Annotated in this window: 12 protein-coding genes; all 12 read left to right on the forward strand. The window is 70.0% G+C overall.

All coding sequences use genetic code 11. From position 1 onward, the window contains the following. The first annotated feature begins 4 nt into the window (after positions 1–4). The 12 genes from QWY29_RS00650 to QWY29_RS00705 all read left to right on the forward strand — a co-directional run bounded on the left by QWY29_RS00650 (position 5) and on the right by QWY29_RS00705 (position 18,734). Positions 5–1,285: an MCE family protein gene (locus QWY29_RS00650; RefSeq protein ID WP_300958692.1), complete on the forward strand. Its 1,281-nt coding sequence runs from the start codon at positions 5–7 to the stop codon at positions 1,283–1,285. Then, positions 1,282–2,316 carry an MCE family protein gene (locus QWY29_RS00655; protein ID WP_300958693.1) on the forward strand — a complete coding sequence of 345 codons (1,035 nt, stop codon included), beginning with the start codon at positions 1,282–1,284 and terminating at the stop codon, positions 2,314–2,316. The genes QWY29_RS00650 and QWY29_RS00655 overlap by 4 nt, the downstream gene beginning before the upstream one ends. Then, positions 2,313–3,293: an MCE family protein gene (locus tag QWY29_RS00660; protein WP_300958694.1), complete on the forward strand. Its 981-nt coding sequence runs from the start codon at positions 2,313–2,315 to the stop codon at positions 3,291–3,293. Before QWY29_RS00655 ends, QWY29_RS00660 begins: the two co-directional genes overlap by 4 nt. Continuing rightward, complete coding sequence (locus QWY29_RS00665) at positions 3,290–4,426, forward strand: MCE family protein (protein WP_300958695.1); 1,137 nt, start codon at positions 3,290–3,292, stop codon at positions 4,424–4,426. Before QWY29_RS00660 ends, QWY29_RS00665 begins: the two co-directional genes overlap by 4 nt. Beyond that, positions 4,423–5,940, forward strand: a complete 1,518-nt coding sequence (locus tag QWY29_RS00670) for an MCE family protein (RefSeq protein WP_300958697.1) — start codon at positions 4,423–4,425, stop codon at positions 5,938–5,940. Before QWY29_RS00665 ends, QWY29_RS00670 begins: the two co-directional genes overlap by 4 nt. Then, the gene (locus QWY29_RS00675; protein WP_300958698.1) at positions 5,937–7,226 is read left to right on the forward strand and encodes an MCE family protein; all 1,290 of its coding nucleotides are present in this window, start codon (positions 5,937–5,939) and stop codon (positions 7,224–7,226) included. Before QWY29_RS00670 ends, QWY29_RS00675 begins: the two co-directional genes overlap by 4 nt. A 41-nt stretch (positions 7,227–7,267) precedes the next feature. Beyond that, the gene (locus QWY29_RS00680; protein ID WP_300958700.1) at positions 7,268–7,813 is read left to right on the forward strand and encodes a hypothetical protein; all 546 of its coding nucleotides are present in this window, start codon (positions 7,268–7,270) and stop codon (positions 7,811–7,813) included. Beyond that, a complete protein-coding gene (locus QWY29_RS00685) occupies positions 7,810–8,616 on the forward strand; it encodes a J domain-containing protein (RefSeq protein WP_300958701.1) in 807 nt (268 codons plus the stop codon). The genes QWY29_RS00680 and QWY29_RS00685 overlap by 4 nt, the downstream gene beginning before the upstream one ends. A 212-nt stretch (positions 8,617–8,828) precedes the next feature. After that, positions 8,829–12,323: a DNA-directed RNA polymerase subunit beta gene (gene rpoB, locus QWY29_RS00690; RefSeq protein WP_300958703.1), complete on the forward strand. Its 3,495-nt coding sequence runs from the start codon at positions 8,829–8,831 to the stop codon at positions 12,321–12,323. A gap of 115 nt (positions 12,324–12,438) precedes the next feature. Then, positions 12,439–16,266 carry a DNA-directed RNA polymerase subunit beta' gene (locus QWY29_RS00695; protein ID WP_300958704.1) on the forward strand — a complete coding sequence of 1,276 codons (3,828 nt, stop codon included), beginning with the start codon at positions 12,439–12,441 and terminating at the stop codon, positions 16,264–16,266. A 284-nt stretch (positions 16,267–16,550) separates the two neighbouring features. Next, positions 16,551–17,804 carry a geranylgeranyl reductase family protein gene (locus QWY29_RS00700; protein WP_300958705.1) on the forward strand — a complete coding sequence of 418 codons (1,254 nt, stop codon included), beginning with the start codon at positions 16,551–16,553 and terminating at the stop codon, positions 17,802–17,804. Positions 17,805–17,819: 15 nt separating this feature from the next. After that, complete coding sequence (locus tag QWY29_RS00705; protein WP_300958706.1) at positions 17,820–18,734, forward strand: NUDIX domain-containing protein; 915 nt, start codon at positions 17,820–17,822, stop codon at positions 18,732–18,734. Positions 18,735–18,756 lie beyond the last annotated feature (22 nt).

Genomic DNA, 18,756 nt, shown 5'->3' on the forward strand with positions numbered 1-18,756 from the left:
GGTCGTGATCCTGCGTCGCACCAAGATGCTCGGCATCGCCTTCCTGGCGCTGATCGTGCTGTCGGTCTGGCTCGTCTACGGCGTCTTCACCAAGAAGTTCGCCGAGTACGACGAGGTGACCCTGCAGACCTCCAGCATCGGCCTGCAGCTGCCGCAGCGCGCGGACGTCAAGATCCGCGGCGTCATCGTCGGCGAGGTCCTCGACTTCGACGCCGACAGCGACGGCGCGGAGGTGACCCTCGGCCTGTACCAGGGCAAGCGGGACACCATCCCGGCCAACGTCACCGGGTCGATCGTCCCCAAGACGCTCTTCGGCGAGAAGTACGTCTCGCTGGTCGTGCCCGAGGACGCCGACGACCGCCCGATCGAGCCCGGTGCGACGATCGAGCGCACCGAGGTCGCCACCGAGGTCGAGGAGGTCCTCTCCGACCTCTACCCGCTGCTGCGCACCGTCCAGCCGGCCCAGCTCAACCGCACGCTCACCGCGATCGCGACCGCGCTCGAGGGCCGCGGTGAAGCGCTGGGGCAGAACCTCGAGACGCTCGACAGCTACCTCAAGCGGATCAACCCCGAGATCCCGCGCCTGGTCGAGGACCTCCGCCTCACCGCCGAGGTCTCGCAGGTCTACTCCGACGTGCTGCCCGAGGTGGGCTCGATCCTCGAGGACACCGTGCTCACCACCGGGACCCTCGAGGACCGCGAGGACAAGCTGAACGCCCTCTTCGACGACGTCTCGTCGTTCTCCGAGGTCGCCGGCCGCTTCCTCGACGACAACGAGGACAACCTCATCCGCCTCGGCGAGGTGGGGGAGCCGTTCCTGCGGACGCTCGCGAAGTACTCCACCGAGTTCCCCTGCCTGCTGCGCGGCCTCGTCAACGCCGGCAAGCGCCAGGCCGAGGCGTTCCGCGGCTTCGAGCTGCACATCGTCGTCGAGCTGCTGCCGAACCAGCCGCGGCCCTACACCCCGGCCGACGACCCGGTCTACGCCGACGACCGCGGCCCGAACTGCCTGCACCTGCCCAACCCGCCCTGGAGCCAGGACAACCCCGTGCGCCACCAGCCCGACTTCCGCGACGGCATCGACGAGCCCACCGGCAAGGGGACCTCCCGCGTCGCGCCCGGCTTCCTCGCCGCCGGTCGTGGGTACGCCGGCAGCCCGGCCGAGTCCGCGGTGCTCAAGAGCCTGCTGGCGCCGGGCCTCGCGACCACGCCCGAGGCCGTCGGTGACCTGGGCCCGCTCCTGCTCGGCCCGATGACCCGCGGGGCGGAGGTGTCGGTGCGATGAGCCTGCTCGACAAGCGCACCACCGGCGACCTGGTCAAGCTGATCGTCTTCATGCTCACCACGGCGCTGGCCACCGGCCTGCTCGTCATCGTCATCGGCAACCTCTCCTTCGGCGCCACCCGCGACTACCGGGCCGTCTTCGTCGACGCCACCGGCGTGGTCAAGGGCGACGACGTCCGCGTCGCGGGCGTGAAGGTCGGCACCGTCGACGACGTCGAGGTCGTCGACCGGACCCGCGCCCGGGTCAGCTTCAGCGTCGACGAGGACGTCGCGCTCAGCGAGGCCACCAACGCCTCGATCCGCTACCGCAACCTCGTCGGGCAGCGCTACATCTCGCTGACGCAGGGCATCGGCGCGACCGACGAGCTCGAGGAGGGCTCGACGATCCCGGTCGACCGCACCTCGCCCGCGCTGGACCTCACGGTGCTCTTCAACGGCTTCAAGCCGCTGTTCCAGGCGCTGTCGCCCGACGACATCAACAAGCTCTCCTACGAGATCGTCCAGGTCTTCCAGGGCGAGGGCGGCACCCTCGAGGGGCTGCTGGCCAGCACCGCGTCGGTCACCCAGACCCTGGCCGACCGCGACCAGGTCATCGGCGACCTGATCTCCAACCTCGACCGGGTGCTCAAGCGTCTCGGCGACCGCGACGACCAGCTCTCCGAGCTGATCGTGAACTTCCGGCAGTTCGTCGGCGGGCTCAAGACCGACCGCCAGGCGATCCTGTCCTCGCTGGACCAGATCTCCGCGCTCTCCGACGAGACCGCCGACCTGGTCAAGGGGATCCGGACGCCGTTCATCGAGGACATCAAGCAGCTGCGACGGGTGACCAAGAACATCGACGACAACAAGGCCGAGCTCGACCGGGCCCTGCAGGTGCTGCCGATCAAGCTCGACAAGGTCGGCCGGACCGCGATCTACGGGTCGTTCTTCAACTTCTACCTGTGCCACTTCAAGGGCAACGTGCGGCTGCCCGCCAACATCTCGGTGCCGGTGACCTACTCCGTCGGCTCGGAGAGGTGTGACCTCGGATGAAGCCCTTCCGCGAGCGCAACCCCGTGATCATCGGGCTGGTCAGCATCCTGGTGCTCACCGCCCTGCTGATGGCGGCCTTCCGCGCCCAGGACCTGCCGATCATCGGCGGCGGCGAGACCTACCACGCCCGGTTCGCCGAGGCGGGTGGCCTGAAGGCAGGCGACGAGGTCCGCATCGCCGGCGTCCGCGTCGGCAAGGTCGACAGCGTGACCCTCGACGACGGCGAGGTCGACGTCGCGTTCAAGATCAAGACCGACTCCGAGTTCGGTGACCTCACCGCTGCCTCGATCCGGGTCAAGACGCTGCTCGGCGCGATGTTCCTGGCGCTCGAGCCCGCAGGCGGCGGCCAGCTCGAGGCCGGCAGCACGATCCCGCAGGAGCGCACGACCGCGCCGTACGACGTCGTCGAGGCGTTCGAGGGCCTGGCCGAGACCTCCGCCGACATCGACACCGACCAGCTGGCGGCCTCGCTGACCACGCTGGCCGACCTGACCCGCAACACCCCCGAGGAGTTCCGCGCGGCGCTCGACGGCGTCTCGGCACTCTCGGAGACCATCGCCTCGCGCGACACCGAGCTGAACTCGTTGCTGAAGAACCTGCGTCGGGTCTCCTCGGTGCTCGACGAGCGCGACGGCGACCTGGTCGACCTGATGGACGACGCCGACGTGCTCTTCCGGGCGCTGCTCAAGCGCCGCGACTCCGTCCACCGCCTGCTGGTCGCGACCTCGACACTGTCCGAGGAGCTGACCGCGCTGGTCAAGGGCACCCGCAAGGACCTCGCCCCGGCGCTGTCGAACCTGGAGAGCGTCGTCGGCGTGCTGACCAAGAACGAGGACAACATCGACAACAGCCTGCGGCTGATGGCGCCGTTCTACCGCGTCTTCGCCAACACGCTCGGCAACGGCCCGTGGTTCGACACCTACATCCAGAACCTGCCGCCGGTGCCGGACCTGGCCAACGGAGGGGGGATCGGATGAGCGTGCTCAAGCGGGCGGTCGTCCCGGCGCTCCTCGTGGCGCTCGTCGTCGTCTTCGGCCTGACCGTCTTCGGCGGCTCGGGGACCAAGACCGTCGTCGCCCACTTCCCGCGCGCGGTCTCGCTCTACGAGGGCAGCGACGTGCGCGTGCTCGGCGTCCCGGTCGGCGAGGTCGAGTCGGTGGAGCCGTCGGGCACCAAGGTCGTGGTGACCATGCGCTACGACGGCGAGGTCAAGCTGCCGACCGACGCCCAGGCCGTCCTGGTCGCCCCGTCGATCGTCGGCGACCGCTTCGTCCAGCTGACGCCGGCGTACGAGGGCGGCGACGTGATCGCCGACGGCACGATCCTCGACGAGGGCCGCACCGAGGTGCCGATCGAGCTCGACGACATCTACTCCAGCATCGACGACCTGACCGTCGCCCTGGGCCCCAACGGAGCCAACCGCGACGGCGCGCTCACCGACCTGCTCGAGGTGACGGCGGAGAACTTCGCCGGCGAGGGCGCCAAGCTCAACCAGACCATCCGCGACTTCGGCCGCTTCTCGGCCACCCTCGACGACAACAAGGAGGAGCTCTTCGGCTCCCTCGCCGAGCTGGAGGGCTTCATCGGGACGCTCGCGGAGAACGACCAGACCGTCCGCGACTTCAACGGCTCGCTCGGCTCGGTCTCCTCGCTGCTCGCCGACGAGCGCCAGGAGCTCTCCGCCGCGCTGCGCAACCTCTCGGTCGCGCTCGGCCAGGTCGGCGACTTCGTCAAGACCAACCGCGACTCCCTGGGCCGCAACATCAAGGGGCTCAACCGGGTGGCCAAGGTGCTGGTCAAGCAGCGCGCCGCGCTCGACGAGACGCTGGCCACCGCGCCGCTGGCGCTGAACAACCTGGCCCTGACCTACAACCCGCAGGCCGGCACCCTCGACGTGAACGCCAACATCGGCAACCTCGCCGACGAGCTGATCAGCGACCCGTCGATCGTGCTGTGCAGCATCCTGAACCAGGTCGACGACAGCGAGGCGCTGTGCGACCTCGTCGACTCGATCCTCCCGCGCTCGGTCCCCTTCGGGGCCGGCACCGGCTCCTCGTCGGGCAAGCGGTTCGACCTGAGCCTCGGCGGGCTCGTGGAGGTGACCCGATGAGGCTGCGCCCGTTCCAGCGCCCGTCCCAGCGCCCGTTCCAGCGCTTGGCCCGCGCCACGGCCGCGGTGGCGGTCGGCTCGCTGCTGCTGACCGGCTGCGACTTCGACGTCTACAAGCTCCCGCTGCCCGGCGGCACCAGCACCGGGGACGACCCGATGACGATCTCGGTGGAGTTCACCGACGTCCTCGACCTCGTGCCCCAGTCGACGGTCAAGGTCAACGACGTCAGCGTCGGCAAGGTGACCGACGTCGCGCTCGAGGGGGAGACCGCCGTGGTCACCCTCGAGGTGCGCGGCGACACCGAGCTGCCCGCCGACGCGGTCGCCGAGATCCGCCAGACCAGCCTCCTCGGCGAGAAGTTCGTCTCCCTCGAGGCGCCCGAGGACAGCCGGAGCACCGAGGTGCTCGCCGACGGCGACGAGATCCCGCTCGAGCGCACCGGCCGCAACCCCGAGGTCGAGGAGGTCCTGGGTGCGCTGAGCCTGGTCCTCAACGGCGGTGGCGTGGCCCAGCTCAAGACGATCGCGGGCGAGCTCAACCTGGCCCTGGAGGGCCGCGAGGACTCCGCGCGGTCCGTGCTCACCCAGGCGCGGCGCCTGGTCGGCACCCTCGACGAGAACCGCGCCGACATCGTCGCCGCGATCGAGTCGGTCAACCAGCTGGCCATCGACGTCGACGAGCAGCAGGACACCATCGACCTCGCCCTCGACGAGCTGCCCAGCGCGATCAAGTCGCTCGACCAGCAGCGCGGCGACCTGGTCAAGATGCTCCGCGCGCTCGACGACCTCGGCGACGTCGGCGTCCGGGTCATCAACGCCTCCAAGGACGCCACGATCGAGTCCGTGCGCCAGCTGCAGCCGGTGCTGACCCAGCTCGCCAACTCCGGCGACGCGCTGGTCGACTCCTTCAACGTCTTCCTGACCTACCCGTTCGTCGACGAGGTCGTCGGCCGCGACCCGCAGGTCGCGCGCAACCTGCACATGGGCGACTACACCAACCTCTCGGTGCAGCTCGACATCGACGCCCGTGGCGGCGTGACCGGCATCCCGACGTCCCTGCCGACCCTGCTGCCGACCGAGCTCGAGCCGACGGCGGTGGTCAGCAGCGTGCTCAAGTGCCTGCAGAGCCTCAGCCTCACCAGCAAGGCCTGCCAGAAGGTGCTCGGCAACGTGCAGCTGCTGCTCGAGCTGCGCGAGGAGTGCGCCAAGCCGAAGAACAAGAACGTCGTCGTCTGCACGATCCTCAACCAGCTGCCCGGCCTGCCGCTCCCGCTCGGTGGCGACACCGACGGCAACGGCAACGGCGGCGGCCTCGGCGCGCTGGGCGACCTGCTCGGCCTGCCGCGTGCCCCGTTCGGCCCGACCGGCGGCACGTCCGGCGGCCCGGCCACCGGCACGACCGGCGGCACCGAGCCGGGCCGCGGCCCGACGATGGGCCAGCTGATGGACGTCTACGACCCCGCGCTGGTGACCCTGCTCGTGCCCTCGCTGGTCCAGAAGGAGGCTGCGCGGTGATCACGCGTCGTACCAAGATCCAGCTGCTGGTCTTCGTCATCATCACGCTCGTCGGCGTGACCTTCGTCGGCGCCCGCTACGCGCGGCTCGACCGGCTCGTCGTGGACGACGCCTACACCGTGGTGGCGCACTTCGAGGAGTCCGGCGGCATCTTCGCCGGCGGCGAGGTCACCTACCGCGGCGTCGGCATCGGCCGCGTCGACAAGCTCGTGCTCACCGGCTCCGGCGTCGACGTGCACCTGGCCATCGACAACGAGCACGACGAGATCCCCGCCGACACCCTCGCGCTGGTCGGCAACCGGTCCGCGGTCGGCGAGCAGTACGTCGAGCTCCAGCCCCAGGCCGACGAGGGCCCGGTCCTGGAGGAGGGCTCGGAGATCGACCTCGCCGACACCCGCACCCCGATCCGCACCGAGAAGCTGCTCGCGGACCTCTCGGACACCGCGGGCTCGGTGGACCAGGAGTCGCTGCGGACAACGATCAACGAGCTCGGCACGGCCTTCGACGACACCGGCGAGGACCTGCAGAAGATCATCGACACCGGCACCTCGTTCATCGAGGAGGCCGACGCGAACTTCGACCTGACCACGGCGCTCATCCGCGACAGCAACACCGTGCTCGGCACGCAGCTCGACACCCAGAGCGCGCTGCGGACCTTCGCCTCCCAGCTCTCCCTGTTCAGCGGGACGCTGGCCGGGGCTGACAAGGACCTGCGGCGCCTCATCGACACCGGTTCGGGCACCGCCACCCAGCTGCGCACCTTCCTGGAGCAGAACGAGGTCGAGCTCGGGGACCTGCTCAACAACCTGGTCACCACCGGCGAGATCACCGTGCGCCACCTCGACGGGATCAAGCAGCTGCTGGTCGTCTACCCCTACGCCGTCGAGGGCGGGTTCACCGTGGTCTCCAAGACCCCGGAGACCGGCCTCTATGACGCCCACTTCGGCCTGGTGCTGACGACCAAGAAGGTCTGCAAGGGCGGCTACGAGAGCACCGTCAAGCGCACCCCGCAGGACCGCGGCGACATCCCGATGAACGAGGACGCGCGCTGCACCGAGCCGGCCGCGGTCAGCAACGCCCGCGGCGCGCAGAACCTCGACAAGGCGCCCGGCGCCGCCTACCGCGCCCCGGTCGTGGCCTCCTACGACCAGGAGACCGGCGCGATCACCTGGGGAGACCGGGCGGCCTCCGCCCCGCGGACGGCCAGTACCGTGGCGCCGTCGACCCTGGGGAAGGACTCGTGGAAGTGGCTGTACCTCGCACCGCTGATGGCGACCGAGGAGTGACGGGCGACCCGACGCCTGCCTCCTCCGGCCGCTTCCGGTCCGTGCTCCTGGCCGTGCTGGGCGTCGTCCTGGCCCTGGGCCTGGTGACCTCGCTCGTCCTGGGCGTGGTGCGCTGGTCCGGCGTGCTCGGCGACGCCGACGAGGTGCAGGCCGAGCGCGAGGCGGTGATGGCCCAGGCGCGCCAGTTCATGCTCCGGCTCAACACCTACGGCCCCGACGACCTCGAGGGCGAGCAGATGCCGGACTACCGCGAGTCGGTCGGCGAGGTGATGACGCCGAAGTTCCGCACCTCCTTCGAGCAGGGCGTGGTCGCGGCCGAGCAGACCGTCGTGGAGGCCAGCGTCGGCCGCGTCGCCGAGGTCTTCGCCGCGGGCGTCTCCGACCTGACCGACGACAAGGCCACCGCGCTGGTCGCGGGCTCCTTCACCAGCAGCTACCCGCGCGACGGGGGCAAGCCGGACGGCCCCCGGGTCGACGACGAGCCGGTCGCGTTCCGCGTGCGCGTGCAGCTGGTGCGCAGCGACGGCAGCTGGCTCGTCGACGACTTCGACCCGGTCCTGGCCGAGGAGGGGGCGAGCACGCCGTGACCCCGAGCTGGTACGACGTCCTCGGCATCGAGCCGACCGCGTCCCCCGAGGAGGTCCGCGCCGCTTGGAAGGCCGCGATCGTGGACCTCGACCCCGCCGACCGTCGCTTCCGCACGGCCAACCAGGCCGCCGAGGTGCTGCTGGACCCCGAGCGGCGTGCCGCCCACGACGCCGAGCTGGCCGCCGCCGCTCCGGTCGAGCCCGACCCCGAGCCCGCGCTCGAGCCCGGGGTCGCGGCCGAGACCGAGACCGAGACCGGCACGGTCGTCGACGGGGACCCGGCCGTCGCGACCACGCGCGGTCGTCGCGCCGTCCCGAGCTGGTTGCTCGCCGTGGTCGCGGTGCTGGCCGCCGGCTCGGTGGCGCTGGCCGTGTGGCTCGCCTCGGACCTCGGCACCACGGAGGACGCGGTGGAGGACGCCGCACGCACCGCGCAGGCGCGCGCCGAGCAGGCGATCGTCCCGGTGCTGTCGTTCTCCTACGAGCAGCTGGAGGAGGACCGTGCGACCGCCCGGTCCTACCTGACGCCGGCCTACCGCGAGGAGTACGACCAGCTCTTCGACGTGATCAGCGACAACGCGCCGGGCACCCAGACGGTCGTCACCGGCCAGGTGCTCGACTCCGCGCTGGTGCGCACCGACGACGACGGCACCCGGGTCGACGTGCTGGTCTTCCTCGACCGCACCACCGCGCGCAAGGACTACGACGAGCCGCGGACCAGCTACGACCAGGTGACCGTGACGATGGTCGAGCAGGACGGCGACTGGCTGGTCGACGGGCTGGACACCACCCCGCTGGACTGAGCCACGCCCTGCCGGGTGCTTGACCCCGAGGGCCCCACGTCGCATCATCGTGCCCACGAACGCCCGTGGAGGCCTGCCGGTATTGTCGCGCGCCCCGGATTGCTGTATCGTGGCGCTTTGCGCCTGCCCTCAGATGCATTTCGGCCTGCCCGGTGGCTGATCTAGTGGGGGGCTCGGGCGCCACTCTGGCAGCGATCCTCGAAGGACACCTCTTGGCCGCGCGCACCACCTCTGGACCCGCCTCCACCTCCGGCAACCGCCGCATCTCGTTCAACAAGATCCAGGACCCGATCGAGGTCCCGCAGCTCCTCTCCCTCCAGACCGACAGCTTCGACTGGCTGATCGGCAACGACAAGTGGAACGCCGCCGTCGAGCGCCGGCGTGCCGAGGGCGAGGACGTCTCGAGCAAGTCCGGTCTCCAGGAGATCTTCGAGGAGATCTCCCCGATCGAGGACTTCTCCGAGACCATGTCGCTCTCGTTCGAGAACCCTGTGTTCTACGACCCGAAGTACACGGTCGACGAATGCAAGGAGAAGGACTTCACCTACTCCGCCCCGCTCTACGTCTCCGCCGAGTTCACCAACAACGACACCGGTGAGATCAAGGGCCAGACGGTCTTCATGGGCGACTTCCCGCTCATGACCGACAAGGGCACGTTCATCATCAACGGCACCGAGCGTGTCGTCGTCAGCCAGCTCGTCCGCTCGCCGGGCGTCTACTTCGAGCGCTCGGCCGACAAGACGTCCGACAAGGACATCTACACCGCGAAGCTGATCCCGAGCCGCGGTGCCTGGCTGGAGTTCGAGATCGACAAGCGCGACCTGGTCGGCGTCCGCCTCGACCGCAAGCGCAAGCAGAACGTCACCGTCCTGCTCAAGGCGCTCGGCATGACCACCGAGCAGATCCTCGAGGAGTTCCGTCGCCCCGACGGCACCGTCTACGAGTCGATCGAGCTGACCCTGGAGAAGGACAACACCCAGGCGCAGGACGACGCGCTGCTCGACATCTACCGCAAGCTGCGCCCGGGCGAGCCGCCGACGCGCGAGGCCGCGCAGACGCTGCTGAACAACTACTACTTCAACCCCAAGCGCTACGACCTCGCCAAGGTCGGTCGCTACAAGATCAACAAGAAGCTCGGGCTGACCGAGGCCTTCGACCAGCAGACGCTGACCATCGACGACATCGTCGCGGCGATCAAGTACATCGTCGCCCTGCACGACGGCCAGGAGCAGGTCGAGGCGCCCCAGGGTGCCCTCGACATCAGCGCGGACGACATCGACCACTTCGGCAACCGCCGGATGCGCACGGTCGGCGAGCTCATCCAGAACCAGCTCCGCACGGGCCTGGCCCGCATGGAGCGCGTGGTCCGCGAGCGGATGACGACCCAGGACGTCGAGGCCATCACGCCGCAGTCCCTGATCAACATCCGTCCCGTGGTCGCGGCGCTGAAGGAGTTCTTCGGCACCTCGCAGCTCTCGCAGTTCATGGACCAGACCAACCCGATCGCCGGCCTGACGCACAAGCGTCGCCTCTCGGCGCTCGGCCCCGGTGGTCTCTCCCGTGACCGCGCCGGCATGGAGGTCCGCGACGTCCACCCGTCGCACTACGGCCGCATGTGCCCGATCGAGACCCCGGAAGGCCCGAACATCGGCCTGATCGGCTCGCTCGCCTCCTACGGACGGATCAACCCGTTCGGCTTCGTCGAGACGCCCTACCGCAAGGTCGAGGACGGCCGGGTCACCGACCACATCGACTACCTGACCGCGGACGACGAGGACCGGTTCGTGATCGCCCAGGCCAACGCGGCCATGGACGACGACGGCCGCTTCGTCGAGGAGCGCGTGCTGGTCCGCCAGCGCGACGGTGAGGTCTCCGAGATCCTCGCCGCCGAGGTCGACTACATGGACGTCTCGCCGCGCCAGATGGTGTCGGTCGCGACCGCCCTGATCCCGTTCCTCGAGCACGACGACGCCAACCGCGCGCTCATGGGCGCCAACATGCAGCGTCAGGCCGTCCCGCTGATCACCAGCGACAGCCCGCTGGTCGGCACCGGCATCGAGTACCGCGCCGCCGTCGACGCCGGTGACGTCGTCACCGCCGAGAAGGCCGGTGTGGTCAAGCAGGTCTCCGCCGACATCGTCGAGACGATGAACGACGACGGGACCTACTCGACGTACCGCCTCGCGAAGTTCCGCCGCTCCAACCAGGGCACCTGCATCAACCAGCGCCCGCTGGTGAGCGAGGGCGACCGGCTCGAGGCCGGCAGCCCGATCGCGGACGGTCCGTGCACCGACGACGCCGAGATGGCGCTGGGCACCAACCTGCTCGTGGCGTTCATGCCGTGGCAGGGCCACAACTACGAGGACGCGATCATCCTCAGCCAGCGCCTGGTGCAGGAGGACGTCCTCACCTCGATCCACATCGAGGAGCACGAGGTCGACGCCCGCGACACCAAGCTCGGCCCCGAGGAGATCACCCGGGACATCCCGAACGTCTCCGAGGAGATGCTGGCCGACCTCGACGAGCGCGGGATCATCCGCATCGGCGCCGAGGTCACCACCGGTGACATCCTCGTCGGCAAGGTGACGCCGAAGGGCGAGACCGAGCTGACCCCCGAGGAGCGCCTGCTCCGCGCGATCTTCGGCGAGAAGGCGCGCGAGGTGCGCGACACCTCGATGAAGGTCCCCCACGGCGAGTCCGGCACCGTGATCGGCGTCCGGGTCTTCGACCGCGAGGAGGGCGACGAGCTGCCGCCGGGCGTGAACCAGCTGGTCCGCGTCTACGTCGCGCAGAAGCGCAAGATCTCCGTCGGCGACAAGCTCGCCGGTCGCCACGGCAACAAGGGCGTCATCGCGAAGATCCTGCCGATCGAGGACATGCCGTTCATGGAGGACGGCACCCCGGTCGACGTCGTGCTCAACCCGCTGGGTGTCCCGCGACGGATGAACATCGGCCAGATCCTCGAGCTGCACCTGGGCTGGCTCGCCAAGCAGGGTTGGGACATCAACCTCTCGGGCGACCCGGAGAGCTCCGACTGGAAGCAGCGCCTGATCAAGATCGGCGTCGACAAGGCCGAGCCGAACACCAAGGTCGCGACCCCGGTGTTCGACGGTGCGCGCGAGGACGAGATCACCGGCCTGCTCGGTGCGACCATCCCCAACCGCGACGGCGTGCGGATGATCGACGAGTCGGGCAAGGCCAGCCTGTTCGACGGCCGCTCCGGCGAGCCGTTCCCGGACCCGGTCTCGGTCGGCTACATGTACATCCTCAAGCTGCACCACCTCGTGGACGACAAGATCCACGCGCGCAGCACCGGCCCCTACTCGATGATCACGCAGCAGCCCCTGGGTGGTAAGGCCCAGTTCGGTGGCCAGCGGTTCGGCGAGATGGAGGTCTGGGCGATGGAGGCGTACGGCGCCGCCTACGCCCTGCAGGAGCTGCTCACGATCAAGTCCGACGACGTGCCCGGTCGCGTCAAGGTCTACGAGGCGATCGTCAAGGGCGAGAACATCCCCGACTCGGGCATCCCGGAGTCGTTCAAGGTGCTCGTCAAGGAGATGCAGTCGCTCTGCCTGAACGTCGAGGTGCTCAGCCAGGACGGTTCGCAGATCGAGCTCCGTGACGCGGAGGAGGACGTGTTCCGCGCCGCCGAGGAGCTCGGCATCGACCTGTCGCGTCGCGAGCCCAGCTCGGTCGAAGAAGTCTGATCGGAGAACGCGCGGAGCGCTTGTTCTCCGGAACAGGCGCTCCGCCGGGCGCAGCCCGTCCTCTCCTGTCGGTCCACAGCTTGCTTTCCAGAACTAACGAAGGACAACAGCCATCGTGCTCGATGTGAACTTCTTCGACCAGCTCCAGATCGGCCTGGCCACCGCGGACGACATCCGCACGTGGAGCCACGGCGAGGTCAAGAAGCCGGAGACCATCAACTACCGCACGCTCAAGCCCGAGCGTGACGGCCTCTTCTGCGAGAAGATCTTCGGTCCCACCCGGGACTGGGAGTGCTACTGCGGCAAGTACAAGCGCGTGCGCTTCAAGGGCATCATCTGCGAGCGCTGCGGCGTCGAGGTGACCCGCTCCAAGGTGCGTCGCGAGCGCATGGGCCACATCGAGCTCGCCGCGCCCGTGACCCACATCTGGTACTTCAAGGGTGTCCCGAGCCGGCTCGGCTACCTGCTCGACCTGGCGCCGAAGGACCTCGAGAAGGTCATCTACTTCGCGGCGTACATGATCACCTCCGTCGACGAGGACGCGCGTCACCGCGACCTGGCCTCGCTCGAGGGCAAGGTGCAGCTCGAGCGCGAGCGTCTCGAGAAGCGTCGCGACACCTCCATCGAGGACCGCGCGAAGAAGCTCGAGGAGGACCTCGCCGCGCTCGAGGCCGAGGGTGCCAAGGCCGACCAGCGCCGCAAGGTCAAGGACGGCGCCGAGCGGGAGATGAAGCAGCTGCGCGACCGTGCGCAGCGCGAGATCGACCGCCTCGACGAGGTGTGGAACACCTTCAAGTCGCTCAAGGTCCAGGACCTCATGGGCGACGAGATGCTCTACCGCGAGATGAAGAACTGGTTCGGCAAGTACTTCGAGGGCCACATGGGCGCCACGGCGATCCAGAAGCGCCTCGAGTCCTTCGACATCGCCGCGGAGGTGGAGTCGCTGCGCGACACCATCGCCAACGGCAAGGGCCAGAAGAAGGTGCGTGCGCTCAAGCGGCTCAAGGTCGTCGACGCGTTCCGCAAGACCGGCAACAAGCCGCAGGGCATGGTGCTCGACGCCGTCCCGGTCATCCCGCCGGACCTGCGTCCGATGGTGCAGCTCGACGGTGGCCGCTTCGCGACCTCCGACCTCAACGACCTGTACCGCCGCGTGATCAACCGGAACAACCGTCTCAAGCGGCTGCTCGACCTCGGCGCGCCCGAGATCATCGTCAACAACGAGAAGCGGATGCTCCAGGAGGCCGTCGACTCGCTGTTCGACAACGGCCGCCGTGGTCGCCCCGTCACCGGCCCGGGCAACCGGCCGCTGAAGTCGCTCTCCGACATGCTCAAGGGCAAGCAGGGTCGCTTCCGCCAGAACCTGCTCGGCAAGCGCGTGGACTACTCGGGCCGCTCGGTCATCGTGTCGGGTCCGCAGCTGAAGCTGCACCAGTGCGGTCTGCCCAAGCAGATGGCGCTGGAGCTGTTCAAGCCGTTCGTCATGAAGCGGCTCGTCGACCTCTCGCACGCGCAGAACATCAAGTCCGCCAAGCGGATGGTCGAGCGCGCGCGCCCGGTCGTGTGGGACGTGCTCGAAGAGGTCATCACCGAGCACCCGGTGCTGCTCAACCGTGCGCCCACGCTGCACCGCCTCGGCATCCAGGCCTTCGAGCCCCAGCTGATCGAGGGCAAGGCCATCCAGATCCACCCGCTCGTCTGCTCGGCGTTCAACGCCGACTTCGACGGCGACCAGATGGCCGTCCACCTGCCGCTCTCCGCGGAGGCGCAGGCCGAGGCCCGGATCCTGATGCTGTCGACGAACAACATCCTGAAGCCGTCGGACGGTCGCCCCGTGACCATGCCGACCCAGGACATGATCATCGGCCTGTTCTTCCTCACCACCGACCGTGAGGGCGAGCCGGGCGAGGGCCGTGCCTTCTCGTCCCCGGCCGAGGCGATCATGGCCTTCGACCGCGGCGAGATCTCGGTGCAGTCGAAGGTCAAGATCCGCGTGGAGGACGAGGGCACCCTCGAGACCACGCTGGGTCGCGTCCTGTTCAACGACACCCTGCCGATCGACTACCCCTTCGTGAACTACGAGGTGGGCAAGAAGCAGCTCGGCGCGATCGTCAACGACCTGGCCGAGCGCTACACCAAGGTCGAGGTCGCCGCGTCGCTGGACGCCCTGAAGGACACCGGCTTCCGCTGGGCCACCTTCTCCGGCGTCACGGTCTCGATCGAGGACGTCGTCACGCCCGCCGACAAGAAGGAGATCCTCTCCTCCTACGAGGAGCAGGCGGCGAAGGTCCAGAAGCAGTTCGAGCGCGGTCTGGTCACCGACGAGGAGCGCCGCCAGGAGCTCATCGAGATCTGGACCGAGGCCTCCAACGAGGTCGGCAAGGCGATGGAGAAGAACTTCGACCGCGCCAACCCGATCTACATGATGGTCGACTCGGGTGCCTCCGGAAACATGAACCAGATCCGGCAGGTGGCCGCCATGCGTGGCCTGGTGGCCAACCCGAAGGGCGAGATCATCCCGCGCCCGATCAAGTCGAACTTCCGCGAGGGCCTGACGGTCCTGGAGTACTTCATCGCGACGCACGGCGCCCGCAAGGGTCTGGCGGACACCGCGCTGCGGACCGCCGACTCGGGCTACCTGACCCGTCGTCTGGTGGACGTCTCCCAGGACGTCATCATCCGCGAGGACGACTGCGGCACCGAGCGTGGTCTGCCCAAGCGGATCGGCGAGCGTCGTGAGGACGGCTCCGTGGTCAAGGCGGAGAACGCCGAGACCGCGGCGTACGCCCGCTCGGCCGCCGTCGAGGTCACCCACCCCGAGACCGGCGACGTGCTGGTCGAGGCCGGTGGCGACCTCGGTGACGTCAAGATCGCCGAGCTGATCGCGGCCGGCATCGAGGAGGTCAAGGTCCGCTCCGTGCTGACCTGCGACGCCCGCACCGGCACCTGTGCCAAGTGCTACGGCCGCTCGCTGGCCACCGGCAAGCTCGTCGACATCGGCGAGGCGGTCGGCATCATCGCCGCCCAGTCGATCGGTGAGCCCGGCACGCAGCTGACCATGCGTACCTTCCACACCGGTGGTGTGGCCTCCGCGGACGACATCACGCAGGGTCTGCCCCGCGTGGTCGAGCTCTTCGAGGCCCGCTCGCCCAAGGGTCGTACGCCGATCGCCGAGGCCGCCGGTCGCGTCGAGATCGAGGAGACCGACAAGGCCCGCAAGGTCCTGGTCACCCCGGACGACGGCTCGGAGGTCCAGGAGTACGCCGTGTCGAAGCGCTCGCGCCTCAACGTGGCGGACGGCGACCACATCGAGGTCGGCCACCACCTCACCTCCGGCACGCCGGACCCGCAGGACGTCCTGCGGATCCTGGGTGTCCGCAAGGCGCAGGAGCACCTGGTGGACGAGGTGCAGAACGTGTACCGCTCGCAGGGCGTGGCGATCCACGACAAGCACATCGAGATCATCGTCCGGCAGATGCTGCGCCGGGTGACGGTCATCGAGTCCGGCGACACGAACCTGCTGCCGTCCGACCTCGTCGACCGCGTGATCTTCGAGGAGGAGAACCGGCGCGTGGTCTCCGAGGGCGGCAAGCCGGCCTCGGGCCGACCGGTCCTCATGGGCATCACCAAGGCCTCGCTGGCGACCGAGTCGTGGCTCTCGGCGGCCTCCTTCCAGGAGACCACCCGCGTCCTCACCGACGCAGCGATCCACGGCCGCTCGGACTCGCTGCGCGGTCTGAAGGAGAACGTGATCATCGGCAAGCTGATCCCGGCTGGTACCGGCCTCGAGCGGTACCGCAACATCCGGGTGGAGCCCACCGAGGAGGCCCGCGCCGCGGCGTACTCCGTCACCGGTTACGACTCCTACGACTACGAGTTCGGTGCCAACGGCGGCCAGGCCGTCGCCCTGGACGACTTCGACTTCGGGTCGTACCAGAACTGAACGAAGTGAAGTTCTGGTAAGGCACGACCCAGGTCGAGCAAGCCAACGCCCGCTCACGCTTGCGTGAGCGGGCGTTGGCGTGTCGAGACCCAGTCGTCCGCGGAGCGTGGGCGCGAAACCACGGTGGCAGCACCAGCTCCGCCGGAACCCCGTCACGCGCGGCGCGTGACGGGGTTCCGTCGTCCCGGGACGAGCCGGGTTGCGAGCGCGGGTGCGGGCCCGGTTGCGGGCGCGGATGTCGCGCCGGTGCGGCCCGATGAGGGTCGGCCTGAGAGAATCGGGGCGTGAGCACGCGACCGACCCGCACCGACGTCCTCGTGGTCGGCGCCGGCCCCGCCGGCTCGGCCGCGGCGACCTGGGCGGCGCGCGGCGGTGCCGACGTGCTCCTCGTCGACGCGGCGGTCTTCCCGCGCGACAAGACGTGCGGCGACGGGCTGACCCCGCGGGCCGTCCACGAGCTCTCGCACCTGGGGCTGGAGGACTGGCTGCGCGCGCACACGGTCAACCAGGGCCTGCGCGCGCACGGCTTCGGCCGGACGTTGCTGCTGCCCTGGCCCGGCCCCGGCGAATCAGGCACAGGCCTCCCCGAATGGGGCTCCGCGGTCGCCCGCACCGAGCTCGACGACCACCTGCGCACGACCGCGATCAAGGCGGGTGCGCTGGCCCTCGACGGTGCCCGTGCGGTGGACGTGCGACGCGACGGCGCCCGCGTGGCGGCGGTCGTGCTCGAGCAGGGCGGCGAGCGCTTCGAGGTCGCGTGCGACCGGCTCGTCGTCGCCGACGGCGTCCGCTCGCCGCTCGGCAAGGTGCTGGGCCGGGAGTGGCACCGCGACACCGTCTACGGGGTGGCGGGCCGCTCCTACGTCGCCTCCTCGATGAGCGACGACCCGTGGATCTCCTCCCACCTCGAGCTGCGCGACGCCGAGGGCTCGGTGCTGAGCGGCTACGGCTGGATCTTCCCGCTCGGGACCGGCGAGGTGAACCTGGGTGTCGGCACCCTGGCGACCGCCAAGCGGCCCGCGAACGTCGCGATCAAGCCGCTGATGGACTTCTACGCCGAGCAGCGCCGCGAGGAGTTCGGGCTCAGCGGCGACTTGCGGGCGAAGACCTCCGCGCTGCTGCCGATGGGCGGCGCGGTCTCCCACGTCGCGGGCGCCAACTGGGCGCTGATCGGCGACGCGGCCGGCTGCGTGAACCCGCTCAACGGCGAGGGCATCGACTACGGCCTGGAGACGGGCCGGCTCGTGGCCGAGGTGATGAGCGAGCACCGCGACCTCTCCGTGGTCTGGCCGGCGCTGCTGCGCGACCACTACGGCGAGGCGTTCTCCATCGCCCGACGCCTGGCCGGCCTGGTGACGGTGCCGCGCCTGCTGCCGGCGCTCGGCCCCGCCGGGATGCGCTCGGACGCCCTGATGACCCTCGCCCTGCGCTGGATGGGCAACCTGGTCACCGACGAGGACCGCGACCGCGCGGCGCGCGTGTGGCGGTGGGCCGGCCGCCGGTCGATCGCCCTCGACGCCCGGCCGCCGTTCGCGTGAGCGCGCCCGCTCGTCGTGCCTGACCGCCGGGACCGTCGCCGCCTGCAGCGGCTCGCGGCGTACGCCGTCGTGCTGCGCGACGGGGCCGTGCTGCTCACGCGGCTCTCCTCGCGGGTCACGCGCTCGGAGGTGTGGACCCTGCCGGGCGGTGGGGTCGAGCACGGCGAGGAGCCGCGCGACGCGGTCGTGCGCGAGGTGCGCGAGGAGACCGGGCTCGACGTGACCGTCGGGGAGACCGCCTGGGTGCAGACCGGCCGGCGGCCGAACGCCCGTTGGAACGGTCGGCGGGTCGACGTGCACTCGGTGCGCCTGGTCTACGACGGGCACGTCCCGGTCGACGCGCCGGCGCCGCGGGTGCTCGAGGTCGACGGGACCACGGCCGACGCCCGGTGGTGGCCGGTCGAGGACGTCGCCTCCGGCCGCGTGCCGGTCACGCCGCTGGTGGCCGAGGCGCTCGCCGCGCACCGGCCGGTGCGGGTGCAGCGGACGGCGGCGTACGCCCTGGTCGTGCGCGGCGCCGGCCCCGACGCGGCCGTGCTCCTCAGCCGGGTGTCGGCGAGCGGCTTCCACACCGGCCTGTGGACCCTGCCGGGCGGCGGGGTCGACCACGGCGAGACACCCGCCGCCGCCGCGGCCCGCGAGGTCCGCGAGGAGACCGGCCTCGAGGTGGAGGTCGGCGCGGTGCTGCACGTGGCCGACGAGTCGATCCGCGGGACGGCGCCCCACGGCCGCGACGAGGACTTCCACGGCATCCAGCTGGTGTACGCCGCCACGTTGGCGCCCGGCTCGGTAGGCGTCGAGCCGGTGGCCGAGGTCGCCGGCACCTCCGACGCCGTCGCCTGGGTGCCCCTGGTGTCCGTGGCCGACGGCTCCGTCGACGTCCACCCGCTCGTCCGCGCCGTCCTCGCGTCCGCCCCGCCGGCTGGTTGAGGAGCGCGCGCCCGCTCTCGGG

Source organism: Nocardioides abyssi, assembly GCF_030412915.1.
Lineage (GTDB): Bacteria > Actinomycetota > Actinomycetes > Propionibacteriales > Nocardioidaceae > Nocardioides > Nocardioides abyssi.